The sequence below is a fragment of the Egibacteraceae bacterium genome, assembly GCA_035540635.1.
Lineage (GTDB): Bacteria > Actinomycetota > Nitriliruptoria > Euzebyales > Egibacteraceae > DATLGH01.
Genome location: DATLGH010000083.1, coordinates 1 through 24,878, shown reverse-complemented (window position 1 = coordinate 24,878; position 24,878 = coordinate 1). Strand labels below are relative to the sequence as shown.

General features: G+C 74.0%; 27 protein-coding genes. 7 read left to right on the top strand and 20 right to left on the bottom strand.

Going from position 1 to position 24,878, the window contains the following annotated elements; translation table 11 throughout:
• Positions 1–91: 91 nt before the first annotated feature.
• From VM324_13260 to VM324_13240, 5 genes are read right to left on the bottom strand one after another with little or no spacing between them, the layout of a single operon-like run.
• Positions 92–460 carry a DUF983 domain-containing protein gene (locus tag VM324_13260; protein HVM00254.1) on the bottom strand — a complete coding sequence of 123 codons (369 nt, stop codon included), beginning with the start codon at positions 458–460 and terminating at the stop codon, positions 92–94.
• The gene (locus VM324_13255) at positions 457–1,182 is read right to left on the bottom strand and encodes a hypothetical protein (protein ID HVM00253.1); all 726 of its coding nucleotides are present in this window, start codon (positions 1,180–1,182) and stop codon (positions 457–459) included. The genes VM324_13260 and VM324_13255 overlap by 4 nt, the downstream gene beginning before the upstream one ends.
• A 31-nt stretch (positions 1,183–1,213) precedes the next feature.
• Entirely contained in the window at positions 1,214–1,471 is a 258-nt protein-coding gene (purS, locus tag VM324_13250; GenBank protein HVM00252.1) for a phosphoribosylformylglycinamidine synthase subunit PurS, read from the bottom strand.
• Positions 1,459–2,352, bottom strand: a complete 894-nt coding sequence (locus VM324_13245) for a phosphoribosylaminoimidazolesuccinocarboxamide synthase (protein HVM00251.1) — start codon at positions 2,350–2,352, stop codon at positions 1,459–1,461. The genes purS and VM324_13245 overlap by 13 nt, the downstream gene beginning before the upstream one ends.
• Before the next feature lie 11 nt (positions 2,353–2,363).
• Entirely contained in the window at positions 2,364–2,579 is a 216-nt protein-coding gene (locus VM324_13240; GenBank protein ID HVM00250.1) for a hypothetical protein, read from the bottom strand.
• Positions 2,580–2,650: 71 nt separating this feature from the next.
• On the opposite strand from VM324_13240, the gene VM324_13235 reads away from it, so the two are divergent.
• A complete protein-coding gene (locus VM324_13235; GenBank protein HVM00249.1) occupies positions 2,651–2,929 on the top strand; it encodes an acylphosphatase in 279 nt (92 codons plus the stop codon).
• The gene (gene ligD, locus VM324_13230; protein ID HVM00248.1) at positions 2,926–3,828 is read left to right on the top strand and encodes a non-homologous end-joining DNA ligase; all 903 of its coding nucleotides are present in this window, start codon (positions 2,926–2,928) and stop codon (positions 3,826–3,828) included. The genes VM324_13235 and ligD overlap by 4 nt, the downstream gene beginning before the upstream one ends.
• Before the next feature lie 4 nt (positions 3,829–3,832).
• On the opposite strand, the gene VM324_13225 is transcribed toward ligD, so the two are convergent.
• A complete protein-coding gene (locus VM324_13225) occupies positions 3,833–4,816 on the bottom strand; it encodes an ATP-grasp domain-containing protein (GenBank protein ID HVM00247.1) in 984 nt (327 codons plus the stop codon).
• A gap of 127 nt (positions 4,817–4,943) precedes the next feature.
• On the opposite strand from VM324_13225, the gene purE reads away from it, so the two are divergent.
• Complete coding sequence (purE, locus tag VM324_13220; protein ID HVM00246.1) at positions 4,944–5,471, top strand: 5-(carboxyamino)imidazole ribonucleotide mutase; 528 nt, start codon at positions 4,944–4,946, stop codon at positions 5,469–5,471.
• A 24-nt stretch (positions 5,472–5,495) separates the two neighbouring features.
• On the opposite strand, the gene VM324_13215 is transcribed toward purE, so the two are convergent.
• The 5 genes from VM324_13215 to VM324_13195 form a co-directional block, all read right to left on the bottom strand.
• Positions 5,496–5,885, bottom strand: coding sequence for a hypothetical protein (locus tag VM324_13215; protein ID HVM00245.1), 390 nt, complete (start codon positions 5,883–5,885; stop codon positions 5,496–5,498).
• A gap of 28 nt (positions 5,886–5,913) precedes the next feature.
• Positions 5,914–7,191, bottom strand: coding sequence for an adenylosuccinate lyase (gene purB / locus VM324_13210; protein HVM00244.1), 1,278 nt, complete (start codon positions 7,189–7,191; stop codon positions 5,914–5,916).
• Positions 7,192–7,315: 124 nt separating this feature from the next.
• On the bottom strand, positions 7,316–8,584 hold the full coding sequence (gene purD / locus VM324_13205) for a phosphoribosylamine--glycine ligase (protein HVM00243.1): 1,269 nt from the start codon (positions 8,582–8,584) through the stop codon (positions 7,316–7,318).
• On the bottom strand, positions 8,581–9,888 hold the full coding sequence (locus VM324_13200; protein ID HVM00242.1) for an adenylosuccinate synthase: 1,308 nt from the start codon (positions 9,886–9,888) through the stop codon (positions 8,581–8,583). Before VM324_13200 ends, purD begins: the two co-directional genes overlap by 4 nt.
• The gene (locus tag VM324_13195; GenBank protein ID HVM00241.1) at positions 9,888–10,091 is read right to left on the bottom strand and encodes a dodecin family protein; all 204 of its coding nucleotides are present in this window, start codon (positions 10,089–10,091) and stop codon (positions 9,888–9,890) included. The genes VM324_13200 and VM324_13195 overlap by 1 nt, the downstream gene beginning before the upstream one ends.
• Positions 10,092–10,240: 149 nt before the next feature.
• Here VM324_13195 and VM324_13190 point away from each other — a divergent pair, with 149 nt between their 5' ends.
• On the top strand, positions 10,241–11,329 hold the full coding sequence (locus VM324_13190) for a class I fructose-bisphosphate aldolase (protein ID HVM00240.1): 1,089 nt from the start codon (positions 10,241–10,243) through the stop codon (positions 11,327–11,329).
• Here VM324_13190 and VM324_13185 read toward each other — a convergent pair.
• Both VM324_13185 and VM324_13180 read right to left on the bottom strand, forming a co-directional pair.
• On the bottom strand, positions 11,316–12,092 hold the full coding sequence (locus VM324_13185; protein HVM00239.1) for an SGNH/GDSL hydrolase family protein: 777 nt from the start codon (positions 12,090–12,092) through the stop codon (positions 11,316–11,318). The genes VM324_13190 and VM324_13185 overlap by 14 nt on opposite strands.
• Entirely contained in the window at positions 12,089–12,868 is a 780-nt protein-coding gene (locus VM324_13180; protein ID HVM00238.1) for an alpha/beta fold hydrolase, read from the bottom strand. The genes VM324_13185 and VM324_13180 overlap by 4 nt, the downstream gene beginning before the upstream one ends.
• A 171-nt stretch (positions 12,869–13,039) precedes the next feature.
• Here VM324_13180 and VM324_13175 point away from each other — a divergent pair, with 171 nt between their 5' ends.
• A complete protein-coding gene (locus tag VM324_13175) occupies positions 13,040–13,942 on the top strand; it encodes a glycosyltransferase family 2 protein (GenBank protein HVM00237.1) in 903 nt (300 codons plus the stop codon).
• Positions 13,943–13,964: 22 nt separating this feature from the next.
• Here the strand turns inward: VM324_13175 and VM324_13170 are convergent, their stop codons facing one another.
• The 3 genes from VM324_13170 to VM324_13160 all read right to left on the bottom strand — a co-directional run bounded on the left by VM324_13170 (position 13,965) and on the right by VM324_13160 (position 17,042).
• Positions 13,965–14,906 (bottom strand): alpha/beta hydrolase, encoded by a 942-nt coding sequence (locus tag VM324_13170; GenBank protein HVM00236.1) that lies wholly within the window; start codon positions 14,904–14,906, stop codon positions 13,965–13,967.
• A gap of 101 nt (positions 14,907–15,007) precedes the next feature.
• Complete coding sequence (locus VM324_13165; protein ID HVM00235.1) at positions 15,008–15,931, bottom strand: lysylphosphatidylglycerol synthase domain-containing protein; 924 nt, start codon at positions 15,929–15,931, stop codon at positions 15,008–15,010.
• Between the two features lie 4 nt (positions 15,932–15,935).
• Complete coding sequence (locus VM324_13160) at positions 15,936–17,042, bottom strand: glycosyltransferase (protein ID HVM00234.1); 1,107 nt, start codon at positions 17,040–17,042, stop codon at positions 15,936–15,938.
• Positions 17,043–17,223: 181 nt separating this feature from the next.
• On the opposite strand from VM324_13160, the gene VM324_13155 reads away from it, so the two are divergent.
• Complete coding sequence (locus tag VM324_13155) at positions 17,224–17,910, top strand: class I SAM-dependent methyltransferase (protein HVM00233.1); 687 nt, start codon at positions 17,224–17,226, stop codon at positions 17,908–17,910.
• Here the strand turns inward: VM324_13155 and VM324_13150 are convergent.
• The 4 genes from VM324_13150 to VM324_13135 all read right to left on the bottom strand — a co-directional run bounded on the left by VM324_13150 (position 17,858) and on the right by VM324_13135 (position 24,347).
• On the bottom strand, positions 17,858–19,498 hold the full coding sequence (locus VM324_13150) for a phospholipid carrier-dependent glycosyltransferase (GenBank protein ID HVM00232.1): 1,641 nt from the start codon (positions 19,496–19,498) through the stop codon (positions 17,858–17,860). The genes VM324_13155 and VM324_13150 overlap by 53 nt on opposite strands.
• Complete coding sequence (locus tag VM324_13145; protein HVM00231.1) at positions 19,495–21,198, bottom strand: DUF2142 domain-containing protein; 1,704 nt, start codon at positions 21,196–21,198, stop codon at positions 19,495–19,497. The genes VM324_13150 and VM324_13145 overlap by 4 nt, the downstream gene beginning before the upstream one ends.
• A gap of 179 nt (positions 21,199–21,377) precedes the next feature.
• Positions 21,378–23,945, bottom strand: coding sequence for an ATP-dependent chaperone ClpB (gene clpB, locus VM324_13140; protein HVM00230.1), 2,568 nt, complete (start codon positions 23,943–23,945; stop codon positions 21,378–21,380).
• 54 nt (positions 23,946–23,999) lie between these two features.
• Positions 24,000–24,347: a hypothetical protein gene (locus tag VM324_13135; GenBank protein HVM00229.1), complete on the bottom strand. Its 348-nt coding sequence runs from the start codon at positions 24,345–24,347 to the stop codon at positions 24,000–24,002.
• A gap of 163 nt (positions 24,348–24,510) precedes the next feature.
• Here VM324_13135 and VM324_13130 point away from each other — a divergent pair.
• On the top strand, positions 24,511–24,878 hold a 368-nt coding region (locus VM324_13130; protein ID HVM00228.1), incomplete at its 3' end, for a hypothetical protein.

Genomic DNA, 24,878 nt, shown 5'->3' with positions numbered 1-24,878 from the left:
GTCAGGTTCAGCCGGACGCAGTCGAGCGGTAGCCGACGCCCCCGACGCTCGACTGCGTCCGGCTGAACCTGACCGCCAGCCGCCCCGGCCCTCACCGCTCCCAGTCGCGCTCCTCGGGCGTGTAGGGGTGCACGGCGGCGTCGAGCCACACCCAGATCGTCTTCGAGCGGGGATAGAACCAGATCGGGAAGCCCACCATGGCCGCCGCCGACACCGCCACGACGCCGAACCACGGGACGTCGGGCCAGGTGAGCGCCATGGTGCCGAGGAGGATGACGGCGAACAGCAGCTGGGCCATGCCGAGGTTCACGATCATCGCCCCGACCCAGTAGCCCTCCTCGCGCTCGAACGTGTAGGCACAGCCGGGGCACTGCGCGACGAGGTCGCCCCACGAGGCGAAGATGCCGCCGCTCCCGCAGTGGGGGCAGCGTCTGCGCAGTGCCCGGGCGAGCTTGCTCACCGATAGCCGGCCGCCCGCAGGGCTGCCACCGGGTCGTCGACAGCGAGCAGCGCGTCGGCGTCGTCGCAGGCGCGGCTCGGCAGCAAGTCGGTGAACAGGGCGGTGCACACCTCCTGCTCCGCGCGGCGCGCGACCACGGCCGCCTCAGCCCGCCCCGGCTCGAGCGCGAGCAGCGTCGCGTCGTGGGCGACGAGGGGCGCGATCCACCCCGGGTTCGTCTGGGTGAACTTGGCGTTGACGAGGATCCGCGGGCCGTCGAGGGCCGCGGCCGAGTCCACGCCGGTCGCCTCGAAGACCGCGAACCGCACCACCCCCCCGGCGGCGGCGAACGCCCGCACCCGCTCCGCGGTCGCCGGCTCGAGGTCCGCGCCGCACAGGGCGTCGAGCCCGGCGGAGAGCACCGCAAGGTCGGCCTGCTCCCCCGCGATGCGGATGCCCTCGAGCATCGCGCAGCCGCCGGCGTCGTAGTGCACCGGCGCGGCGTCGCCCACAGCGAACTCCCCCACCGCGTGGGTGAGCCCGCCCGCCGGCGGCGGCCGCCGTTCGGCGACCGGCACCTCGTCGGCGGACCGCATCATGGCGAACGCGGCGACGAACACCGCGATCGCCACGGGGACGCTCAGGAGGGCGAGGACGACGAACCACCGCGGGAGCAGCTGTTCCTGCAGCTCGCCCACGGGGGCGTTCTGCCAGGGGTCGCGTGGGGGAGCCGGGCGGACCATGACCCCCAGCGTATGCCGCGCCCCGGCGGGCTCAGCCCCCTTCGACGCGGTAGGTGAACTCCTCGATGACGGGGTTGGCGAGCAGGCGCCTCGCCATGTCGGTGACCCGCGCCTCGAGGTCGGCGCCGTCGGCGACGTCGACCACGATGTGCTTGCCGACGCGGACCTCGCGGACGCCGGTGAAGCCGAGCGCGGGCAGTGCCCGCTCGATCGCCTGGCCCTGCGGATCGAGGATCTCGTCTTTCAGCATGACGTCGATGTGGACGCGGGCCACGGCTAGCCGGCCCACTGCTCGAACGGCTTGCCGGTCAGGCGCTCGTACACCTCGACGTAGCGCTCGCGGGTGCGCGCGACGATCTCGTCGGGCAGCTCGGGCGCCGGCGGGCTCTTGTCCCAGTCCTGGGCCTCCAGCCAGTCGCGCACGATCTGCTTGTCGTAGGAGGCCTGGCCGCGACCCGGCGCGTAGTCGTCCGCGGGCCAGAAACGGCTGGAGTCAGGGGTCAGCACCTCGTCGCAGAGGATGAGCTCCCCGTCGACGAACCCGAACTCGAACTTCGTGTCGGCGAGCAGGACCCCGCGCTCGGCGGCGTGGTCGTGCGCGGCCCGGTACAGCGCCAGCGTGAGGTCGCGCAGCCGCTCGGCTACGTCGGCGCCGACGATCTCCGCCGCCTGCGCGAAGGTGATGTTCTCGTCGTGCCCGTCGGTGGCCTTCGTCGCGGGGGTGAAGATCGGCTCGGGCAGCTTCTCGGACTCGCGCAGGCCCTGGGGCAGCGGCACACCGCACACCCGCCCGCTCACCTGGTACTCCTTCCAGCCCGAGCCGGCGAGGTAGCCCCGCGCCACGCACTCGACCGGCAGCATGTCCGCGCGCCGGCACAGCATCGCCCGGCCGGCCAGCGTCTCGGCGTGCGGGCGCAGGACCTCGGGGAGCCCGGCCGGGTCGGTGGTGACGAGATGGTTCGGCACGAGGTCGGCGAGCAGGTCCAGCCAGAACACCGTGATGCCGGTCAGCACCTTGCCCTTGTCGGGGATGGCGGTGGGCAGCACGACGTCGAACGCGCTGATGCGGTCGGTCGCGACCAGCAGGAGCCGGCCGTCGACTGCGTAGAGCTCGCGGACCTTGCCGGAGCCGACGCGCTCGACCCCGGCGAGTGCGGAGAGGTCGTCCATGTCGCGAGAGGTTACCGGACGGGCGGGCGACCGCGGCGGCCCACAGCCGGACCACGCTGCTGTCCGTGCAGCCAGTCCCCCGCGTTGCCGATCACCTTCGTGAGGTACGTCTCGCCACCGCGCTCCTCGAGACGCTCCCCCAGGCGGTCGAGGGTCCACGCCGCCACCGGCACCCCGACGGCGACGATCACCCAGCGCCGCAACCTCTTCGACGCGAACGCCCACATGGTTGTGCCTCCTCTCACCGAGCGATGTCGTCCTCCGGTAGAGGTGCCCGTTGGGGGGTACGCACACGCCTATGAGCGATCACAAGCGCGTGCGGGTGCTTGCTGAGGGGCGCGTGCAGGGCGTGTTCTTCCGCGACTCGACCCGGCGGGAGGCCGATCGGCTCGGCGTGACCGGGTGGGTGACCAACCGCCCCGACGGGCGGGTCGAGGCGGAGTTCCAGGGCCCCGCCGAGGCGGTCGACCAGGCGGTGGCCTTCTGCCGGCACGGGCCCGGACACGCCGACGTGCGCGACCTCGTCGTGGAGGGTCTCGACCTCGTCGACGGCGAAGCCGGGTTCGCGGTCCGGTGAGGCTCACGAACCCCGGCAAGGTCCTGTGGCCGGAGCCGGGGTACACGAAACGTGACCTGCACGACTACTACACGGCGGTCGCCGACCGGCTGCTGCCCCAGCTCGCGGGACGGCCTCTCACGCTGAAGCGCCACAACGCCGGTGTGGACCGCGAGGGGTTCCTCCAGAAGAACCTCCCCGACTCCGCTCCCGACTTCGTCGGCCGCCACCGGGTGTGGACGCCGGCGTCACGACGCGAGGTGGCCTACGCCCTGGCCGACGACGTCGAGGTCCTCCGATGGTTCGCCCAGCAGAACGCCGTCGAGCTGCACCCGTGGTTCTCCCGCGTCGACCGGCCCGACCGGGCCGACACCGTCGCCTTCGACCTCGACCCCGAGCAGGGGTCGGTGCCCCCGGCGCATGCCGCCCTGTGGGTGCGGGAGGTGCTCGACGAGCTGGGGCTCGCGTGCCTCGTGAAGACGAGCGGCAAGCGGGGGCTGCACGTCTACCTGCCCGTGGAGCGCCGCTACACCTTCGGTGAGCTGCGCGGGTTCGCCCTGGCGGTCTGCCGGGCGTGCGCGGACCGTCACCCCGACGACCTCACCGTCGAGATGCGCAAGGCCGACCGTGGTGGCCGGCTGCTGCTGGACTGGTCGCGGCCGGGGCCGGCGCAGACGCTCGCGGCCGCGTGGAGCCCGCGGGCGCACCCGGCGGGGACCGTGTCGATGCCGCTTGCGTGGGAGGAGGTCGACGAGCGGCTCGACCCGACGGCGTTCACCCTCGCGACCGCCCCCGGGCGCCCCGACCGCTGGGCGGCGCCACCCGACCCCCAGCGCATCGAGGGCGCCCGCACCGCGCTCGCCGAGGCCGGCTACCCGGCGGTCGACCGCAGCCCCCGCGCCCGCACGACCCCCCGGTGACGGGTCACCGGCCGCGGGTCTCGGGAAACAGCAGGTCCATATAGCGCTCCGCGGTCGGCTGCGGGTCGTGGAACAGCAGCCCCGGGCGTTCGTTCGCCTCGATGAAGACGTGCTCACGGGCGTCCACCGCCGGCATGACGAGGTCGAGACCGACAAGCGGGATGCGCAGGATCCGGCTCGCCCGCACGCAGGCGTCGGCGACCTCCCGGCGCACGCGGTCGGTGACGTCGTCGATCGTCCCGCCGGCGTGGACGTTGGCGGTGCGGCGCACGAGGAGCACCTCGCCCTCGGACAGCACGTCGTCGAGGCTGTAGCCCGCGGCCGCGACGACGCCGCGGGTGTGATCGTCCACGGGGATCGTCGACTGCCCACCCGTCTGCTCCGCGCGCCGGCGGCTCTGCGCCTCGATGAGGCGGGCGATCGAGTCCCGGCCGTTGCCGACCACCCGGGGCGGGCGGCGCACCGCGGCCGCGACGACCTCGTGGTCGATGACGATCACCCGCAGGTCGTGACCGTCGACGAACTCCTCGAGCAGCACCGCCGGGTGGTACCGGCGAGCCTCGTCGACCGCCCGGGTGAGCTCGTCGCGATCGCGCACGCCGACGGTGATGCCGTGCCCCTGCTCGCCGCTCGCGGGCTTCACGACGAGCTCGCCGACCTGCTCGAGGAAGTCGGCGTCGGCGTCGTCGGAGGAGGCCTCCCTGCCACGGGGGACCCGCAGCCCGGCCTCGGCGAACAGCTTGCGGGTGAGCCGCTTGTCGGCGCAGCGCACCATCGCCACGGCGCTCGTGAGCTCCGACAGCGCGTCGCGGGCGACGATCTCGCGACCTCCGTAGGAAAGCGACAGGAAGCACTCCTTCGCGTCGAGGACCTTCACGGCGATCCCGCGCCGCAGGGCCTCGTCGGCGATGAGCCGCGTGTAGGGGTCGAGGTCGTCGAGGGCGGGGTCGACGTCGGACTGCCGGCTGGCGAGTTCTCCCGCGGTCATGAACACTCCTTGGTCACTTTCGCGGTGGTCGGGGATTACCCGCCCGCCTGGGAGGCCATGCTGGGCGACCTGCGGTGCGCGGTCGGTATAGGCTCGGGCATCCCGTCGGATTCGAGGAGCAAACGCCATGGCAGACCCGGTCGTCGGAATCGTGATGGGCAGCGACTCCGACCTGTCGGTCATGCGCCAGGCGGTCGAGGCCCTCGACGAGTTCGACCTGCCCTGCGAGGTGCGGGTGCTGTCGGCGCACCGCACCCCCGACGACGCGCTGGCGTGGTCGCGGGGCGCCGCCGATCGGGGGCTTCGGGTGCTCATCGCCGGTGCGGGGATGGCCGCGCACCTGCCGGGTGTGCTCGCGGCGGTGACGAGCCTGCCGGTGATCGGCGTGCCGATCTCCGGGCGCAACCTCGACGGGCTTGACGCGCTGCTCGCCATCGCGCAGATGCCGCCGGGGGTCCCCGTGGCCACCGTGGCGGTCGACGGCGCGCGCAACGCCGGCATCCTGGCCGCGCGCATCCTCGCCGCGAGCGATCCCGACCTGCGCGGCAAGGTCGACGCCTTCCGCGACCGTCAGGCGGCCAAGGTCCGCGAGCGCGACGAGGTCGTCCGGGGCGAGTTCGACGCCGAGCACCCCCGGGAGTTCGGCTTCCGCTGAGCCGGCGCTGGCGGGGATCGTGCCCTACCGGCCGACCTGGCGGGCCGCCCACACGCCGGCACCGGCGCTCGCGGCGGCGGCGAGGATCGCGCCGAGACGCAGGAGCGGCCGGAAGGCCTGGTCGCGGGCGAACGCGTACACGTCCATCGCGTCGGCCAGGGCGCTGGCCTCCAGCCACCCGCGCAGCGCCGGGGACGAACGCCGGGCGGCGAGCACCGTGCCGAGGCCGAGGACGAGGTCGCGGGCGCCCGCCACGCGCCAGGCCGTCGCCGCGTCGGGTGCGGGGTCGCCGGCCTTCAGCCAGCGGCGGGTGACGGTCGCGGGGCCGAGCAGCGCCGCCGCCCCGACGGCGATGCGGCCCTGCCCGATGATGCGGGCGATCGTGAGCGCGTTGTCGGCGAGCGGGCGCATCATGGCCGTCGACCCACCCTCGCGTGCGGCGTCACAGGGCCTCCAGTCGTTCTCGTACGGCGCCGTGGCGGCGGAGGAAGCGCCTCGGGTCGAACGCCTCCTCCGGCAGCTCGTGCCCCTCCTCGGCGAGGGTCTCGCGGAACGGGCGGCCGGTCTCCCACGTGCGCATCGCGGCAGTCTGCACGACCTTGTACGCGTCGTCGCGGGTCATGCCGGTGTCGACGAGCGTGAGAAGCACCTGCGAGGAGCACACGAGGCCGCCGGTGGCGTCGAGGTTCGCCCGCATCCGCTCGGCGTGCACCTGCAGGCCCTCGACGAGGCGGGCGGCGAGGTGCAGCTGGTAGTCGGCGGTGGTGAGCGCGTCGGGCAGGATCACCCGCTCCGCCGACGAGTGACTGATGTCGCGCTCGTGCCACAGGGCGACGTTCTCGAGCGCCACGACGGCGTGCCCGCGCACGACGCGGGCGAGGCCGCAGATGCGCTCGGCGGTGATCGGGTTGCGCTTGTGCGGCATGGCCGACGAGCCTTTCTGGCCACGGCCGAACGCCTCCTCGGCCTCCCGCACCTCGGTGCGTTGCAGGTGGCGGACCTCCAGGCCGATCTGCTCGACGGAGGCCGCGAGGACCGCCAGCGCGCACACGAGCTCGGCGTGGCGGTCGCGCGCGACGACCTGTGTCGCGACGGGCTCGACCGCCAGGCCGAGCCGCTCGCACACGTAGGCCTCGACGAACGGGTCGATGTTCGCGTAGGTGCCGACCGCACCGGAGATCGACCCGACGGCGACGGCGTCGCGGGCGGCGCGCAGGCGGGATCGCCCCCGGTCGACGGCGAAGGCGAACTGCCCGAGCTTGTGGCCGAAGGTCGTCGGCTCGGCGTGGACGCCGTGGGTGCGGCCGACGCAGAGCGTCTCCCAGTGCTCGAGGGCGCGGGCCTTGCACACCGCGACGAGCCGGTCGGCCTTCGCGAGGACCAGGTCGCCGGCCCGGGCGAGCGTCGCGCCGAGAGCGGTGTCGAGCAGGTCCGACGAGGTCATGCCGTAGTGCACCCACCGGCTGGCGTCGCCGTCGATGGTCTCGGCGAACGCGGTGAGGAAGGCGATGACGTCGTGGTTGGTGTCCGCCTCGATCTCCCGCACCCGCTGCGGGGTCGGGGGGCGGCCGCGGCGGATCGCGGCGAGGTCGTCGGCCGGCACGATCCCGAGCTCCGCGTGTGCGGCACAGGCGAGCACCTCCACCTCGACCCACGTGGCGAGCTTCGCCTCGTCGGTCCAAAGCGCCCCCATCTCGGGCAGGGTGTAGCGCGGGATCATCGAGGGCGTCCTCCGGGCCGGTCCGGCCCCCGATTCAACCACGGGCCCGCGGGGTGGCCCGCCCGACGCCTGCCGGAGCTGCTGCGCGAAGGCCTCGAGGCTCCTGCGGTCGCCCCCGGCCGCTTCAGCGGGTCGGCTGGGCGGCGATGTCCTCGCGGCGGTGCAGCCCCTCGAACCTGATGGCGTCGGCGCCTCGGTAGGCGGCCACCCGCGCCTCCGCGATCGTGCCGCCGAGCCCCGAGACCGCAAGGACCCGCCCGCCGGCCGTCACGACGGCGTCGCCGTCGCGGCGGGTGCCGGCGTGGAAGACCCGCACGTCGGGCAGGGCGGCGGCGTCCTCGAGCCCGGCGATAGGCTTGCCGGTCGCGTACGCCCCGGGGTAGCCGCCCGAGGCGAGCACGACGGTCACGCACGCCTGCGGGCTCCACCTCCAGACCCCGGGCTCGACCCCCGCTCCGGCGCAGCAGGCGAGCAGGCGGCCGAGATCCCCGTCGAACCGCGGCAGCAGCACCTGCGCCTCCGGGTCGCCGAAGCGGGCGTTGAACTCGAAGACCTTGGGGCCGTCGGCCGTCAGCATGAGGCCGCCGTAGAGCACCCCCACATACGGGGTGCCGCGGCGGGCCAGCTCGTCGAGCGTCGGCTGGAAGATCCGCTCGACCACCACCCGCTGGAGGTCCCCCGTCCAGACCGGCACCGGCGAGTAGGCGCCCATGCCCCCGGTGTTCAGCCCCCGATCGCCGTCCAGCGCGCGCTTGAAGTCCTGCGCCTCGCCGAGCAGGTGCGCCTGCCCCTGCCCGCAGAGCACGAACACCGACAGCTCCGCGCCGTCGAGGAACTCCTCGATGACAAGCCGGGCGCCGGCGTCGCCGAACGCCCGGTCGACGAGGGCGGCGTCGATCGCGGCCTCGGCCTCGGCCCGGTCGGCGCACACACGCACGCCTTTGCCGGCCGCGAGCCCGTCAGCCTTGACGACGTAGGGTGCGGCGAACCGGTCGAGCGCGCGCCGGGCCTCCGCGAGGTCGGTTCCGGTCCAGTAGCCGCCGGTGGGCACGCCCGCGGCGGCCATGACGTCCTTGGCGAACGCCTTCGAGCCCTCGATGCGCGCTGCGGCGGCGCTCGGGCCGAAGACGGGCACGCCGGCGGCGGACAGGGCGTCGGCGACACCCGCCACGAGCGGTGCCTCGGGACCGACGACGACGAGGTCGCAGCGCTCGTCGCGGGCCAGCGCCACGACCGCGCCGACGTCGGTGGGGTCGACGGGGTGCAGCGTGGCGACCTCCGCGATGCCGGCGTTGCCGGGGGCGCACAGGACGGCGTCGACCGACGCCGAGCGGCGCAGCGCCCAGCACAGGGCGTGCTCGCGCCCACCCCCGCCCAGCACGAGGACCCTCACGGCCGCCGTTCGAGCGTCTGGCGGCGGGCCGGACCGACCGACACCCACCGGATGGGCACCCCGGCCAGCTCCTCGAGCCGGTCGACGTACGCCTGGGCCTCCTTCGGCAGGTCCCCGAACTCACGGACCTCGGTGATGTCGACCTTCCAGCCCGGGTGCTCCTCGTAGACCGGCTCGGCGTGGTGGAAGATCGACTGGTGCGGCGGGAAGTGGTCGTAGTCCTCACCCTGGTAGCGGTACGCGCGGCACACCCGCAGGGTGTCGAACTCGCTCAGCACGTCGAGCTTGGTGAGGAAGTGCTCGGTGAGCCCGTTCACGCGGGCGGCGTAGCGGGCGAGCACCGCGTCGAACCAGCCGACCCGCCGCCGCCGCCCCGTCGTGGTGCCGAACTCCTGGCCGACCTTCGTGAGGCGCTCGGCGACGTCGCCGGACAGCTCGGTCGGGAACGGCCCGGCCCCGACGCGCGTGACGTAGGCCTTCGTGACGCCGATCACCCGGTCGACGTCCTTCGGGCCGAGCCCGGCCCCGGTGAGCGCCCCGCCGGCCACAGGGTTGGACGACGTCACGAACGGATAGGTGCCGTGGTCGAGGTCGAGCAGGGTCCCCTGGGCGCCCTCGAGCAGGATCGTCTCGCCGCGCTCGAGCGCATCGTGGAGCAGGCTGACCGTGTCGGTGATGTACGGACGCAGGCGCTCGGCGTAGACCGCGTACTCCGTCTCGATGTCGGAGGCGGTCATGGGCAGGCGGTTGTAGACCCGCGACAGGACCGCGTTCTTCTCCTTCAGCACGACGTCGAGCTTCTGGCGGAAGATCTTCATGTCGTAGAGGTCCTGCACGCGCAAACCCACCCGGGCGGCCTTGTCGGCGTAGGCGGGGCCGATCCCCCGCTTCGTGGTCCCGAGCTTCTGCCTGCCGAGGTAGCGCTCGGTGACCCGGTCGAGCTCCCGGTGATAGGGCATGATGAGGTGGGCGTTGCCGCTGATCTTCAGGCGCGACACGTCGAGGCCCTGCTCGACGAGCTCGTCGAGCTCGGTGAGCAGGACCCCCGGGTCGAGGACGACCCCGTCGCCGATGACCGGGACGACGTCGGGGTACATGACGCCGCTCGGAACGAGATGGAGCTTCAGCGTGCGGTCGCCGACGATGATCGTGTGCCCGGCGTTGTTGCCCCCCTGGTAGCGCACGACGAAGCCGACGTCGTCGGCGAGCAGGTCGGTCGCCTTGCCCTTGCCCTCGTCGCCCCACTGGGTGCCGACGAGGACGAGCGCCCGTCCGCTCGTCGGGGTGCGGGTGGCGGGCGGCACTAGCGCTCCAGACGGAAGCGGATGCGGACGTGCGTGTGGTACTCGTCGATCTCGTTGTCGACGACGGTCGCGGAGGTATCCAGGACGTCGAAACCCTCGATGCCGCGGAGGGTCTTGCCGGCCTCCTCGAGCGCCTTCGTCGCGGCGTCGCGCCACGACACCGCGGACACGCCGACGAGGTCGATGGTCTTGATGACGGCCATGAGGTGGGTATCCCGATCTCGCGCGCGACTGCTGCTGCCCGAGCGGGGATCCTACGCCGCGGCCCGTCGGGCGGCTACCCGCGGCGCGGTTGGGTAGGGTGTGCGGACCAACCGCAGGACCGGGGGACCGGGGAAGGAACGAGCCGACAATGACCACGACCGCCACCGGCGCCGTCGACCGGATCGCCGAGCTGCTCGGCGGCGAGGCCGAGTCGTTGCTGCAGCACAAGTCGGGCACCGTCGACGCGTCGCTGCTCCACCTGCCCGGCCCCGACTTCGTCGACCGCGTGATGGCCGCGACCGACCGCAACCCTCGGGTGCTCCGCAACTTCCAGGCGCTGCTCGACACCGGGCGCCTCGCGGGCACCGGCTACATCTCCATCCTGCCGGTGGACCAGGGCGTCGAGCACTCCGGGGCCGCCAGCTTCGCCCCGTGCCCCAGCTACTTCGATCCGGAGAACATCCTGCGCCTGGCCGTCGAGGGCGGCTGCAACGCCGTCGCGTCGACGATCGGGGTGCTCGGCGCGGTGAGCCGGCGGTGGGCGCACCGCATCCCGTTCATCGCCAAGCTCAACCACAACGAGCTGCTCAGCCACCCCAACCGCTACGACCAGATCTTCTTTGGCACCCCCCGGCAGGCGTTCGACATGGGCGCGGCGGGAGTGGGGGCGACGGTGTACTTCGGCAGTCCCGAGTCCGCCCGCCAGATCATGGAGGTCAGCGAGGCGTTCGCCGAGGCCCACGAGCTCGGCATGTTCACCGTGCTGTGGTGCTACCTGCGCAGCTCCGCGTTCAAGGTCGACGGCACCGACTACCATGCGGCCGCTGACCTCACCGGCCAGGCGAACCACCTCGGCGTGACGATCCAGGCGGACATCATCAAGCAGAAGCTGCCGGAGAACAACGGCGGGTTCCGGACCGTCGCGGGCAAGGGCAGCTTCGGCAAGACCCACGACCGGGTCTACTCCGACCTCACGAGCGACCACCCGATCGACCTGTGCCGCTACCAGGTCGTCAACTGCTACAACGGCCGCTCGCCGCTCATCAACTCCGGCGGCGCCTCCTCGGGCGCCTCGGACCTCGCAGAGGCGGTCCGTACGGCGGTGGTGAACAAGCGCGCCGGCGGCATCGGGCTCATCAGCGGGCGCAAGGCCTTCCAGCGTCCCCTCGACGAGGGCGTCGCCCTGCTCAACGCCATCCAGGACGTCTACCTGTGCGAGGACGTCACGATCGCCTGACGGCGCCCACGGCGGCGGTGACCTCGGCCGCGATCGCGTCGGCCCAGAAGCCGTAGCCGACCGGCGAGGGGTGGTAGCCGTCGGCGCTCATCGCGTCGGGCACCCCGCGGAAGCGCGGGCTTGCGTCCCTGGCGATGTCGGCGTAGCGCACGCCGGGGACCTCGAGGGCTGCGGTGCGCTGAGCGTTGCGCAGCGGCCTCGCGTAGGCGATGACGATCCACCGCAGGGGCACGGGCAGGCGGGGGGTGCCTTCGAACAGCGGGATGCCGGCGAGCACGACCGGCGTGCCGGGGACGGCTTCGCGGGCTGCGGTGAGCAGCTCGGTGGTCCTGCGCGCGAGCGTCCACGGCGGCGTGACGTGCGTGACGTCGTTCGAGCCGACCGAGATGACGAGGACGTCCGCCGGTGTGTCGGTGAGCAGCGGCACCTGCTCGTCGAGGATGTCGGCCGTCCGCGCTCCCGACACGCCGTGGCCGACGACGTCGACCGACCGGTGGAGGGCGCCGGCGACGCGCTCGGCGATGAGCGCCGGCAGCGAGCCCTCGATCGTCGGCGAGCCCACGCCGGCGGCGGTGGAGTCCCCGAGGACGACCAGACGCAGCGGGGGGCCGGACCCCGGCACGTCGACCCCGGTCGCCACCTCGTAGGTCGGGTGGAGGTCCGGGCGGTCGACTCGTGAGGCGTAGACGACCTGCGCCCCGAGCAGCGCGACCGCCGCGAGGGGCAGGCCCACGGCGACGAGCGCCACCCGCCGCGCCGTCATGGACGGCCCGCGTGGTCGGTGAGAAAGGCAGCCACCGTGGCGCGCAGCTCGGGCGCGGACAGGGCGCTCCGGCGGTCTCCCGGCACGGTGACGAGGCGGGCGTCGTGGAAGAGCTGGGCGAGGCGCGGCGCCCTGGCGCGGCGCTCGTCGTCGGCCCCCACGCCGAGCAGCACGGGGATGCGCAGCGCGCCGAGGCGGGGGGCGGCCGGCCAGGCGGCGCGCCCCGCCCACACGGCCAGCGTCGGCAGGTGGTGGCGGCGGTCCGAGCGTGCGCGAGCGAGCGCCTCGGCCGCCTCCGGATGCCACACCCGCGACGCCCGGTCCCGCAGCGCCGCGGCGATCTCGCTGCCGTGGGGCACCCCGTCGCGGTCGTCGGCGCTGACGAGCACCAGCGAGCCGACCTCGTCGGCCTCCCGCCGCCCCGGCAGGGGGGCGCCACCGCCGGCGCTGTCCGAGCGCACCGCGAGGTGGCTCGCCACGAGGCACCCCTCGGCGTAGCCAACCGCCTGGAAGCGGGTGATCCCGAGGGCGGCGAGGTCGCTGGCCAGCGCCGACGCCGTCCATGCGGCGGACTCCGCGTCGGGCGGCAGGAGCACGTCGGCGGACTCGCCGTGGCCGGGCAGGTCGGGTACGAGCACGTCGAAACCTGCGGGGGCGAGCCGGTCGACCCAGCCGGTCGCCTCCCAGTCGCGCAGCCCGTCGCTGGCCCACGCGTGCAGCAGCACGACCGCGGGCCCTTGCGGGGTCCCCCCGCGCTGCCAGGCGAGGATGGTCACGGCTGTGCCCGGGCCATGGGCCTTGCCGCGCCGGTCGCCGGGGCGGGGCCGGCGGGGACAGCAACGGAGGAGGGATCGAGCGGATCGAGCGGCGCGCCGAGCACCCTGCGATGCTACGACCGCCGCCCGCTGTTGCCCGGGAGGCGGGCCAGGCCCGGCTATGCTCAGGTGGTGCCCACGAGCCCTCCCTCCTCCGAGCGGGATCTCGACGTCACGGTCGTGCTGCCCGCCTACAACGAGGTCGGCCACATCCGGGCCGAGGTCGACCGCATCACCGCGGCGCTGAAGGACTCGCGCTACTCGTTCGAGATCCTCGTCGTCGACGACGGCTCCACGGACGGCACCGCCGAGGCCGTCGAGGGGCTGCCGTTCGTGCGCGTGCTGCGCTTCCCGGTGAACCGCGGGTCAGGCACGGCCCGGCGCATCGGGACGCTCGAGGCGCGGGGACGGTGGGTCGCCTGGACCGATGCGGACATGACCTACCCGAACCAGCGCATCCCCGAGTTCGTCGACATCCTCGCCGCCGGCAACGTCCACCAGGTGGTGGGCGCCCGGCGCTCCGAGGAAGGCACCATGAAGGCCCTGCGCGTCCCCGCGAAGTGGGCCATCCGCCGGCTGGCCGAGTTCCTCTCGCAGTCGAGGATTCCCGACCTGAACTCCGGCCTTCGCGTTTTCTCGCGCGAGCACGCCCGGCCCTATCTCGGCCTGCTGCCCCCCGGTTTCAGCTGCGTCACGACGATCACGCTGGCCTTCCTCGCCAACGGCCTGCTCGTCGAGTACGTCCCCATCGACTACCGCCAGCGGGCCGGCCGGTCCCACTTCCACCCGATCAAGGACGCCTACCGCTACATCCTCCAGGTGGTGCGGATGATCACGTACTTCGAGCCGCTGCGGGTGTTCGGCCCCATCGCGCTGTTCCTCCTCGTTCTGGGCTCGGGCAAGTTCGTCTACGACATGGTGACGAGCCCGTTCCGCATCGCCATCAACACACTGCTGCTGCTCATGGCGGGGCTCATGCTGTTCAGCCTCGGGCTGCTCGCCGACCTCATCGTGCGGACCAACCGACGCGACTGAGCGGCGCGGGGTCGCTGTCGCGTCAGCCGCGCGCGAGATGGGTGTCGAACCAGGTGGCGACCTCGTCGACCGCAGGGTCGACGAACAGGGGGTTGTCGTAGAGGTCGATGTGCAGCTGGGCGGGCAGCCAGACCATGCGCTTCGGCTCCCCCGCGGCCTCGTGCACGGCCCGTGCGCCGTCCGGGGAGCAGTAGTCGTCGCGCTCACCGTGTACGACGAGCATCGGCGTCGGCGAGATGAACGACGCCGCCATCGCGGCGTCGAGGGTTATGAGCTCGCGGATCGACAGGGTCGTGACCCGGTTCGCCCAACCGGGGCTCGCCGCACGGTCGGTGCCGTAGTAGGCGAACGGCTCGTCGCCGGGCATCGCCGCCGGCCCGCCGGCGTCGGCGACCGCCGGGATGTACTCCGGCTCGCCGGCCGCGGCGTAGCGCTCCCATGCCTCCATGCCCGCGAGCAGCTGCCTGCGGTAGCCCTCCGGTCCCATGCCGGCGCGCATCGACCGGGGGTCGTTGTAGGCACCCGCCACGAGGGCGACCGCCCGCACGCGCGGGTCGAACGCGGCCGCCTTGAGCGCGTAGGCGGTGCCGAGGCAGATCCCGCACAGCGCGACCCGCTCGGGGTCCACCTCGGGGCGTTGCCGCAGCAGGCTGACCGCGTCGCGCAGGTCGGCGAGCTTGCCGGCGGCGTCCTCATGCTGCCGGGGCGCGCCGTCGCTCTCGCCGAAGTTGCGGTGGTCGAACGCGAGTGTGACGTAGCCCCGGCGGGCCAGCGCCTCCGCGTAGGCGCCCGCCACCTGCTCCTTGACGCCGGTGAAGGGGCCGGTCAGGGCGACTCCGGGGTGGGGGCCCGGTCCCGGGGGCAGCCGCAGATCCCCGACCAGGGTGAGCCCGTCGCTCGAGAAGGCCACACGCTCCCGTGGGACGGGCGCCGTCCCCCCCTCGCTGCCCTGCTCGACCGTCACGGCCCACCGCCTTCCCCGTCGCCGTGCGCATCGTACGCGCTGGGTGCCCGCCGCGCCGCCGGGCGGTGCCGAGCCGTCCCGGACGTCGGGCGGTCGTCGTCTCAGGCGTCGTCGGCGACCGCCGGTGGGCCGCCGACGCGGGCGGCCAGGCGCTGCCGCCAGCCCCCCGTCGCGACGATGAGGAGCACCTCGGCGACCATCTGGGCGAGGCGGAAGTACACCGACGCGGCGATGAGGGGAGCCGTGCCCGTGGTGGGCCCGAGCACCATGATGAGCACCGCTTCGCGCACCCCGACGCCGGAGGGGAACGGCACGGCGAGAAACCCCGCCGTCCACGCGAGCGCGTAGGCGGGCACCGCGGCGTGGACGGGCACGCGCGCCTCGAGCCCGCCGATGAGCGCCACGAACGTCGCTCCCATGGCGAGCATCACCCCGATGCTCCACCCGCACGACACGAGGATGGCCCGCTGCGCGGGCACGAGACCCTCGACGGGTTCCGCGCCCGGCCGCCGCCTGCGGTAGACGCCGATCGCCCAGATCATCCAGCGGCGGTCGAGCAGGACGACGAGCAGCACGGCGGCGAGTGCGGCGACGCGGACCCACCAGGCGAGCCCCGGCACGGCCACCGCGACCGTCGCGCCGACGACCGCTCCCGCGGCCGCCTGGGTGAGGGAGAAGACGACGAACGCCGTGGCGGCGCGGGGCACGGTCACCTCACCGCGAGCGGCGTAGCCGACCTGGCCCACCGCCTGCCACACGGCCCCCGGAACGTACTTGCCGAGCTGCGCGACGAAGAAGCCGGCGGCGAGCGGGCGGGAGCGCACCCCGGGGAACAGCGCCGCCCAGCCGCGGTAGGCGAGCGACATGGCGAGCGTGATGCACACGAGCGCCGCGAGCAGCCGCCACCACGGGGGGACGACGACGTCGCTGCCGCGGTCCCACGTCTGTGCGAACGCCACGACCAGGAAGGCCAGACCCCCGGCCCCGAAGACCACGCGGGCGACGAGGCTCACACGCCGGCGCACGGCGTCAGCCGTCCTTGCCGGCCAGGGCGGCCAGGCGGGCCCGCAGCGGCGCGACCACGCGGGCGGGGGTGAACGCCTCGACCGCCCGGGCATGCGCGGCGTGGCGTGCCGCGAGCACCATCTTCGGGTCGGTGGCGAGGTCGGCGAGCACCCGCGCCAGGGCCGAGGCGTCCCCGGGCGGCACGAAGATGCCGGCGTCGCCCAGGGCGGCGCGCTGCGGGCTCGTGTCCGACGTGACGATCGCGCAGCCCGCCGCGGCCCCCTGGAAGACCTTGTTGGGGACGACCCGCAGCGCCTTCGGGCCCGCGCCGAAGATCCCGAGGCACACGTCGTGGCTCGCGACGAGCTCCGGCAGGCGCTCGGCCGCGACCCAGTCGATCCAGCGCACGTTGGCGTTGGCCGCAGCCAGGCGTCGGGTGAGCTCGTGCTCCTGGCCGTGACCCACCATCGTGAAGCGCACGGGCAGGTCGCGCTCGGCGAGCAGGTCGATCGCCTCGCCGATGGTGGGGGCGCCCTGCAGCGGCGTGAAGAGGCCGAAGAAGATCACGCGCAGGGTGCTGCTGTCACGCGGGCGCGGCTCGCGGAACCACTCCTCGGGGGCGCCGACCTCCACGACCGCTGCGCGCTCGCGCACCTCGGCGGCCAGCAGCCGGTGATGGGCGACCGTGTCGACGAAGGGCACGTCGGCGGCGGCGATGGCCCGCGCGTCGAGGTGTTCCAGGGCGGCGACGAGGCGGCCGCGGCGCAGTCCCCGGTCGAGGGCCGTGTCGCTGCCGGACACGAGATGGTCGAGTGCGACGGGCGCCTCCTGCCACAGGCGGCGGGCGAAGTGCACGTCGAAGTGCCCGAGGTAGCCGACGACGACCGCGTCGAAGCGACCGCGGACCAGCCGGGTTCGCCGCCAGAGCTGCCACCACGCGCGGGCCAGACGCACGAGCAGCAGGGGCAGCAGCCAGGGATGGCGGAGCATCCGCACCCGGGAGTCGGTGTCGAGCCGCAGCGGCACGTTGCACTCCACGACCTCGTCGCCGAGAGCGGCGAAGCCCTGCTGCAGCACGCGCACCCGCGGGTGGGCGCGGACGTCGTAGGTGCCGAAGAACAGGATGCGCATCGCTACGCCGTGTGCCCGGAGGGCCGCCGGGCCGGGGCGGCGGCGCCGCTCGGTCGGAGGCTTGCCCATGCGACCCTGGCGCTGCGCGGCTCGGGGGTCATCCCCGCATGCTACTGAGCAGGCGTTATGCTGGCGTACTGCCCGCCCAGGGCGCCCCGACATCGCTTGAGGACCTCTTTCCGTGAACCAGCCCGAACCTTCGCGCGCGGCCTTGTCGGTGCGCGAGGAGGGCGCCGGCGAGCGGCGGGCTCCGGAGACGCCGGGTGTGGTGATCGGCAACCACCACCACAAGTACACGTCGACGAACCCGGCGATCCGGTATCTCACGAACCGCTTCCTCGACCGCCTCGAGGCGATGTTCGACGCGGTCGCCGTGGAGACGCCCACGGCCCGCGTCGCCGAGATCGGGTGCGGCGAGGGGGAGATCGCCGAGCGGCTCCACGGGCGCTGGGGCAACGTGACCGCCGTCGACCTGCCCGACGCGGGCCTGCGCCGTCAATGGGCGACGCGACCGGGTCCCCGGTTCCTCCACGGGGACGCGACACGCCTGCCGTTCGCCGACAACACGTTCGACGTGCTCGCGAGCGTGGAGGTGCTCGAGCATCTCGACGATCCCGTCGCGGGGTTGCACGAGTACGCCCGTGTGGCCCGTCGCCACCTCGTCCTGTCGGTGCCGCGCGAGCCCGTCTTCCGCATGGGCAACCTCATCGCGGGCCGCCACGTCCGTGCGTTCGGCAACACGCCCGGCCACCTCAACCACTGGTCGTCACCGGGGTTCATCCGGTTCGTGAGCACCGTCGGCGCCGTTGCCGGGGTCACGAAGCCGCTGCCGTGGACGATCGTGTGGGTGCGCCTCGACGGCCCTTGACCTCCCCCTCAACGGTCGGCCCCGCGCGGGCGATCAGCACCGTCTCCACCACCGCCCAGGCGAACCCGGCGGCCGCCAGGCCCGCCGCCGTGGCGGTGACGACCGGCGGCCACGGCGACCAGGCGAGCAGCGCGGCGACGCCCTCGCGGTAGCCGGCGCCCGGGGGCATCCAGTAGCGCTCGACGATCACCGCGAACGCGGTGGTGTGGAGCAGGCCCCCACCGGCGAGCAGCGCTGCGGGCAGCCACGCCGGCAACCGGCGGGCGAGTGCGGTGAGGCCGAGCGCCGCCGCGGCCGCCATCCCGACGAGGCCCGGCATCAGGTAGCGCCCGTGCATGGCGACCCGGCGGCCCGCCTCGGCGTACACCCCCCAGGACCCGTAGAGCATGATCGCCGCGCAACCCGCCACGGCCCCGAGGAGCAGCGCGACGTCCCCGCGCCGCCACGGGTCCGCGGGCCGGCGGGCCGCGAACGCGCCAGCGAGCCCGACCGCGAGCACCACGCCGGCCGCCCCGACCACCGGCCACGGCAGCGCCGCCTCGGTCCACCCGAAGTAGCCCCAGAAGCTCCGCGGCAGGATGCGGCCCACGGCCGTCAGCCAGTGGCCGAGCTCGGGGGTGAACTCGGCGGGCGGGGCGCCGAACGCGCTCGCCCGCGGTTGCACGACGCCGAAGCGCAGGACGTTGCGCAGCCACCACCACCCGCCGAGGGCGGCGGCGACGGCGAGTGCGAGCGCTCCCGCGGTCGCGGCTGGGCGGAGGGCCGGCCGGCCGCCGCGCCAGGCGGCCAGGGCGTAGGCGCCAACCAGCCATGCCGGCAGGAACAGCGCGAACCCCTTGGTGAGCAGGGCGAGGCCGCCGACGAGACCGGCGAGCGTGGCCGTGCGCGGCGACAGGTCGCCCGTCGCGACGTGGACGACGACGAGGGTGAGGCCGCCGACGAGGGCGATGAGCAGGCTGTCGTTCGTGACGGTCCCACCGACGTGCGCGAGGCCGGGCACCGCCGCCACGAGCACCGCCGCAGCGGTTGCGCCCGCACCCCGGCCGGCCAGGCGGGCGGTCGTCCAGTAGGCGAGCAGCGGCAGGGGCACGAGCACGAGCGCGCCGACCAGCCGCATGAGGCCGACGACCACGTCGTGCGCCCAGGCGCCGGCGCCTGGGGTCGCCGCGGTCACGATCGCGAGCCCGACCGCGGTCGGCACATACCCGAGCGGCGGGTGCTGCCACATCTGGTTGGGGACCGGGGAGGACGTGTCGGGGGCGAGGTTCTGCAGGGCGGGGCGGCGGTGGCGGGGGACGGCCTCCGTGGCGCTGCGGGCGGGGCGGCCGGGCGCGTAGCCCGCCGCTTGCGTCGACGCGACGACCTGCGCGTTCATGTGCCGCTCGTGCTCGGCGGGCCAGCCGCCCGGCTCACGCACGGCGAATAGCATGTCGACGTGCTTCGACTCGTCGGGGCCGTGGTAGAGCGGCACGGCGAGCGCGTAGCAGCCCATGAGCGCCGCGAGCGTCGCCGCGAGGGCCCACACCACCCGGGGGGTCTCCCGGACGCACGCCCCGACGCGCAACGGGGCCGGCGCCGGCGAGGTCACGGGGCGGCGCCCGCGCGCGGGAGCCCGGCCGCGGCGCCCGCCGCCCGCCCGTTGCCCGCCGCCCTCGGCGACGCCGGCAGGGGCGCACCGTCCGTGGCGGGGTCCGCCGTGATCGCCGCAGCTGCTGCGAGCCGGCGGGCTTCACGGCCGAGGAGCAGCGCTGCGGCGACGAGCAGGGCGGCGAGCCCGACGAGGCCCGACACGACCACCACGGGCGACCACGGCGACCAGGCGATGACCGCCGCTGCGGCCTGCTCCCAGGAGAGCGCCGATCCGGCGGCGTACACGTTGCGCAGGACCGCGCTCGCGCCGACGGAGTGCATCGCCGCCGCCGCGGCGAGCAGGGCGAGGGGGGCCCAGCGCCCGGCTCGCCCGGGCAGGGCGGTGGCGCCCGCGCCGACGAGGACGGCGAGGCCCGCGATCCCCGGGTAGAGGTACCGGCCCTGCAGCCCCAGGGCGAAGCTCGTCTCGGCGTAGTAGCCCCAACCGCCGTAGGCGACGATGCCGGTGACCGCCACGACGGGGAAGCTCATCGCGAGCAGGTCGGTACGCGCCGCGCCGTCCGTGCGGCGGCGGAGCACGGCGGCGGCGGCCGCGGCGGTGACGAGCACGGTGGCGAGGATCGCGAGCCACGCGGGCAGTGGGGCCTGGTACCAGCCGAGGTTGCCCCAGAACCGCAGGGGCATGACGTCGGCGAACCAGGAGGCCCACCAGCCGAAGTCGGGGACGAAGCCCCGTTCGGGGCTCGGCAGGTGGACGCCGGTGGGCTGCACGGCGCCGTGGACGACGACGTTGCGGACGTACCACCAGCCGCCGAGCGCGGCGGTCAGCGTCGTGGCCAGCCCCCCGGCGGAGACGAAACCCCACCGTCGCCAGCGGACCGCCGCGAGAAGGTACACCCCGGGGATCCAGGCGAGCAGGAACAGCGCGAAGCCCTTCGTGAGCAGCGCAAGCCCCCCGAGGGCGCCGATGACGCGGGCGGTTCGCGGGGAGGAGTCGCCGCGCAGGACGGCGGCGAGCGCCAGGGTCGTCACGCCCACGATGAGCACGAGGAGGTTGTCGTGACTCACCGCCGAGCCTATGTGGGCGAGCTGGGGGATCGTCAAAGGGAACGCTGCGGCCGCCAGGCCGGCGGCCCGCCCGCCACCCAGCCGACGGGCGACGAGGAAGCCGAGCAGCGGCAGCGGTGCGACGAGCAGGGCGTTGACCACGCGCGCGAACCCGACGGTCTGGTCGAACGCCCAGCCGTAGGCCGGTGCGTAGAGGGCCTCGGTGACGGTGAGCACGGCGCCGAGCGCCGCGGGGTACAGGGGTGGGTGCTGCCACTGCTGGTTGCGCGTCGTCGAGGTGCCGGGCGGCTGCGCGAGCACCGCGAAGGACGGCCGCTCGCCCCGAGCTGCCGGCGGCTCGGGCGGTACGGGGTCGCGGCGCCCGTCCTGGGTGAACGCCGCGAACGGGTAGGAGCGCAGGACCGTGGGCCCCATCGCCCGGTGGTCACCGGTGAACTCGGTGAAGTCGCGGGCGGCCATGGTGATGTCGAAGTTCTGCGGTTCGTCGGGGGCGCGGTAGACCGGCATGAGCACCGAGTAGGCGAGGAGCAGCGCGAGCTGCAGCCCCGTCAGCGCCCACACTGCGAGCGGCACCGCCCGCGCCCCGGCGGGCAGGGGGCGCTCACCGTCCTGCCGCACCTCCGCGCGCACCGTCGCCTTCCTGTCACCGTCCCGGCCGCGCAAGGGTAACCGTGCTTACGGCGCGTCGACGTGAAACCCTGCGGCGACGGAGCCTGAAGCTGTCCCCGGCCGCCCGCGGACGCGCCGGCGCGGGCGCGCGAGGATGCGGCACGTCGCTTCCGGAATGCCCAGCCGTCGCTCGGCCGGCTCTAGGTGACCGCGAGCTCGTCGCCGGCGACGTCGACCTTCACGGTCTGGCCCTCACTGATGCGCCCGTCGAGGAGCGCGAGGGCGACGCGGTCCTCTAGCTCCTTGCGCAGCACCCGCTTGAGCGGCCGCGCCCCGAACACCGGGTCGTACCCGCGGCCGGCGAGCCAGTCCTTCGCCGCGTCGGTGAGCTCGAGGTCGAGGTCGCGCTGGGCGAAGCGGGCGCGCACCCGTTCGAGCTGCACGTCGACGATGCGGCGCAGGTCCTCGCGGGACAGGCGGTGGAAGATGAGCACCTCGTCGAGGCGGTTTAGGAACTCCGGCCGGAAGTGCGTGCGCACCGCGTCCATCACCCGCTCACGAATGGTGTCCTCCGACTCGGTCGGGTCGAGGATGAACTGCGAGCCGAGGTTGGACGTCATGATGACCACGGTGTTGCGGAAGTCCACGGTGTGGCCCTGCCCGTCGGTCAGCCGGCCGTCGTCGAGCACCTGCAGCAGCGCGTTGAACACGTCGGGGTGGGCCTTCTCGACCTCGTCGAGCAGGATCACCGAGTAGGGACGGCGGCGCACCGGCTCGGTGAGCTGCCCACCCTCGTCGTAGCCGATGTAGCCCGGCGGCGCCCCGACGAGCCGCGAGACCGTGTGCTTCTCCTGGAACTCGCCCATGTCGAGGCGGATCATCGCCCGCTCGTCGTCGAACAGGAACTCCGCGAGTGTGCGCGCGAGCTCGGTCTTGCCGACGCCGGTGGGCCCGAGGAACAGGAACGAGCCGAGCGGGCGGTCGGGGTCGGCCAGGCCCGCGCGGGAGCGCCGGACGGCGTCGGCGACGGCCTTGACGGCCTCCTCCTGGCCGATCACCCGGCGGCGCAGCGTCTCCTCGAGGCGCACGAGCTTGTCGCGCTCCCCCTCGAGCAGCCGGGCGACGGGGATGCCCGTCCACTTCCCGACGACCTCGGCGATGTCCTCGGCGTCGACCTCCTCCTTCAGCATCCGCTGCTCGGTCTGCAGCTCGGTGAGCTGGCGCTCGGCGACGTCGAGGTCGCCCTCGAGGGAGGGGATCGTGCCGTAACGCAGCTCCGCTGCGCGCTGGAGCTGGCCTTCGCGCTCCGCGCGCTCGGCCTCCTCACGCGCCTGCTCGATGTGCGCCTTCAGGTCGCGGATGCGCTCGATCGCGTCCTTCTCCGCCTCCCAGTGCTGGACGAGGAGGTCCATCTCGCCACGCAGCCGCGCGAGCTCGTCGGCGATCTCGCGGCCGCGCTCGAGCGCGCCCGGGTCCTCGTCGCCCTCGATCGCGGCCTGCTCGATCTCGAGCTGCTTGATCCGCCGGTTGATCTCGTCGATCTCGGCGGGCATCGAGTCGATCTCGATGCGCAGGCGGCTCGTGGCCTCGTCGACGAGGTCGATGGCCTTGTCCGGCAGGAACCGCTCGGTCAGGTAGCGGTCGCTCAGGCGGGCCGCGGCGACGAGCGCGGAGTCGGTGATGCGCACACCGTGGTGCACCTCGTAGCGCTCCTTCAGTCCCCGGAGGATCGCGACGGTGTCCTCGACGCTCGGCTCGCCGACGTGGATGGGCTGGAAGCGGCGCTCGAGCGCCTTGTCCTTCTCGATGTCGCGGTACTCGTCGAGCGTGGTCGCCCCGATCATGCGCAGCTGCCCGCGGGCGAGCATCGGCTTGATCATGTTGCCGGCGTCCATGGCGCCCTCGGCCTTGCCGGCGCCGACGATCGTGTGCAGCTCGTCGACGAACGTGATGATGCGGCCCTCGGCGGCCTCGATCTCCTTGAGGACCGCCTTGAGGCGCTCCTCGAACTCGCCCCGGTACTTCGAGCCGGCGATCATCGCCGCGAGGTCGAGCGCGACGATGCGCTTGTCCTTGAGCCCTTCGGGGACGTCGCCGGCGACGATGCGCTGGGCCAGGCCCTCGACGATGGCGGTCTTGCCGACGCCGGGGTCGCCGATGAGCACGGGGTTGTTCTTCGTGCGCCTCGAGAGCACCTGGATGACCCGGCGGATCTCCTCGTCCCTGCCGATGACGGGGTCGAGGTCGCCGTTGCGGGCGGCCTGCGTGAGGTCCCGGGCGTACTTCTCGAGCGCCTCGTAGGTGCCCTCGGGGGTCTGCGAGGTGACGCGCTGGTTGCCGCGCACCTCGCGGAGGGCGGCGAGCAGCGCGTCGGGGTCGACCCCCCCGCCACGGAGCACGGCCCCCGCCTGGCGGTCGGCGACGAGCGCGAGCAGCAGGTGCTCGGTCGAGGTGTAGTCGTCGCCGAGCGCGCCAGCGCGTTCCTGGGCGTCGTCGAGCAGGCGCGCGAGCTCACGGGACAGCGACGGCTGGGCGGTCGCGCCGTGGGCCGCAGGCAGGCGACCGAGCGCCTCCTCGGTGCGCCGGCGCAGGTCGGCGGGGGTCACCCCGAGCCGCTGCAGCGCGGGGTAGACAGCGCCCTCGGCCTGGCCGAGGAGCGCGTGCAGGAGGTGTACCGACCCGACCTCGGCGTGCCCGCGCTCGGTGGCGAGAGCGACGGCCGCCTGCAGTGCCTCCTGCGACTTCAGCGTGAAGCGGTTGATGTCCATGGCCCAAGTGTACCACCGGATGTGGGAGGTTATCTGCGCGTAGGACTATAAAGTTCAGGATCGTGGGCAGCGCCCGGTGCTGACGGAGCTGGCGACGTCGTCGTCGGTGCGTGCGACGCGCACGCACCGCACCTGCCAGAGGACCTGCGGCTCGTGTCGCAGCACCGCGTTACCCGACGAGAACTGCGGCTCGGCGTCGTAGGGGAGCGGCGTGAACCCGGCCGCGGCCTCCGTGAACAGGTCGCTCGGCGAGCGCTGCTCGACGAACGCGGTGAGCTCGTCGACGGCCGCCTCCGCCCGCGCGTCGACCGTCTGCGTCGCCCAGACGTGCGCCGCGGCGATCACCACCGCGACGACAGCCACGATGGCCGTGGCGATCGAACCCTTCGTCGGCAAGTCCATGACGCAACGTTCCCCTGTCCCGGAAGGCGTGTACCCTGCCACGCCCCGGCGGGCGTGGCCGGGTTCGGATCGAATTCGACAAGCCGCCGTGGGTCGCGCACCATGGCGCCCGCGTTGCACGGCCCCGGGAGGGGCGAGTCGCGGACCAAGGTGGGATCGTCTGATGACCAAGCGCAGCCGCTCCGCGCAGCCGGCCGCTGCCGCCGCGGTGATCCTCGCGTGCATCCTCGCGATGCTCGCCTCCGGGTTGCCGAGCGCCCACGCCACTCAGCGCCCGGACGCCCCCGCCGGCGCGGACCCCACGGGGGAACCCGAGGTGGACCCTTGCGCCGACCTCGAGCCCCCCGGGGAGGTCGAGGCTCCACCGGAGCCGACCGAGCCGACGCCGCAGCCGTGCCCGAGCCCGTCCCCCAAGCCCGTGCCCGCGCCAGACCAGGAGGGGCCGTCACCCGCGCCGGCTCCGGGCCCCACCCCGCCCGCCGACGTTGCGCCGGGCCCGGAGGGGCCGTCACCCGCGCCGGCACCTGCCCC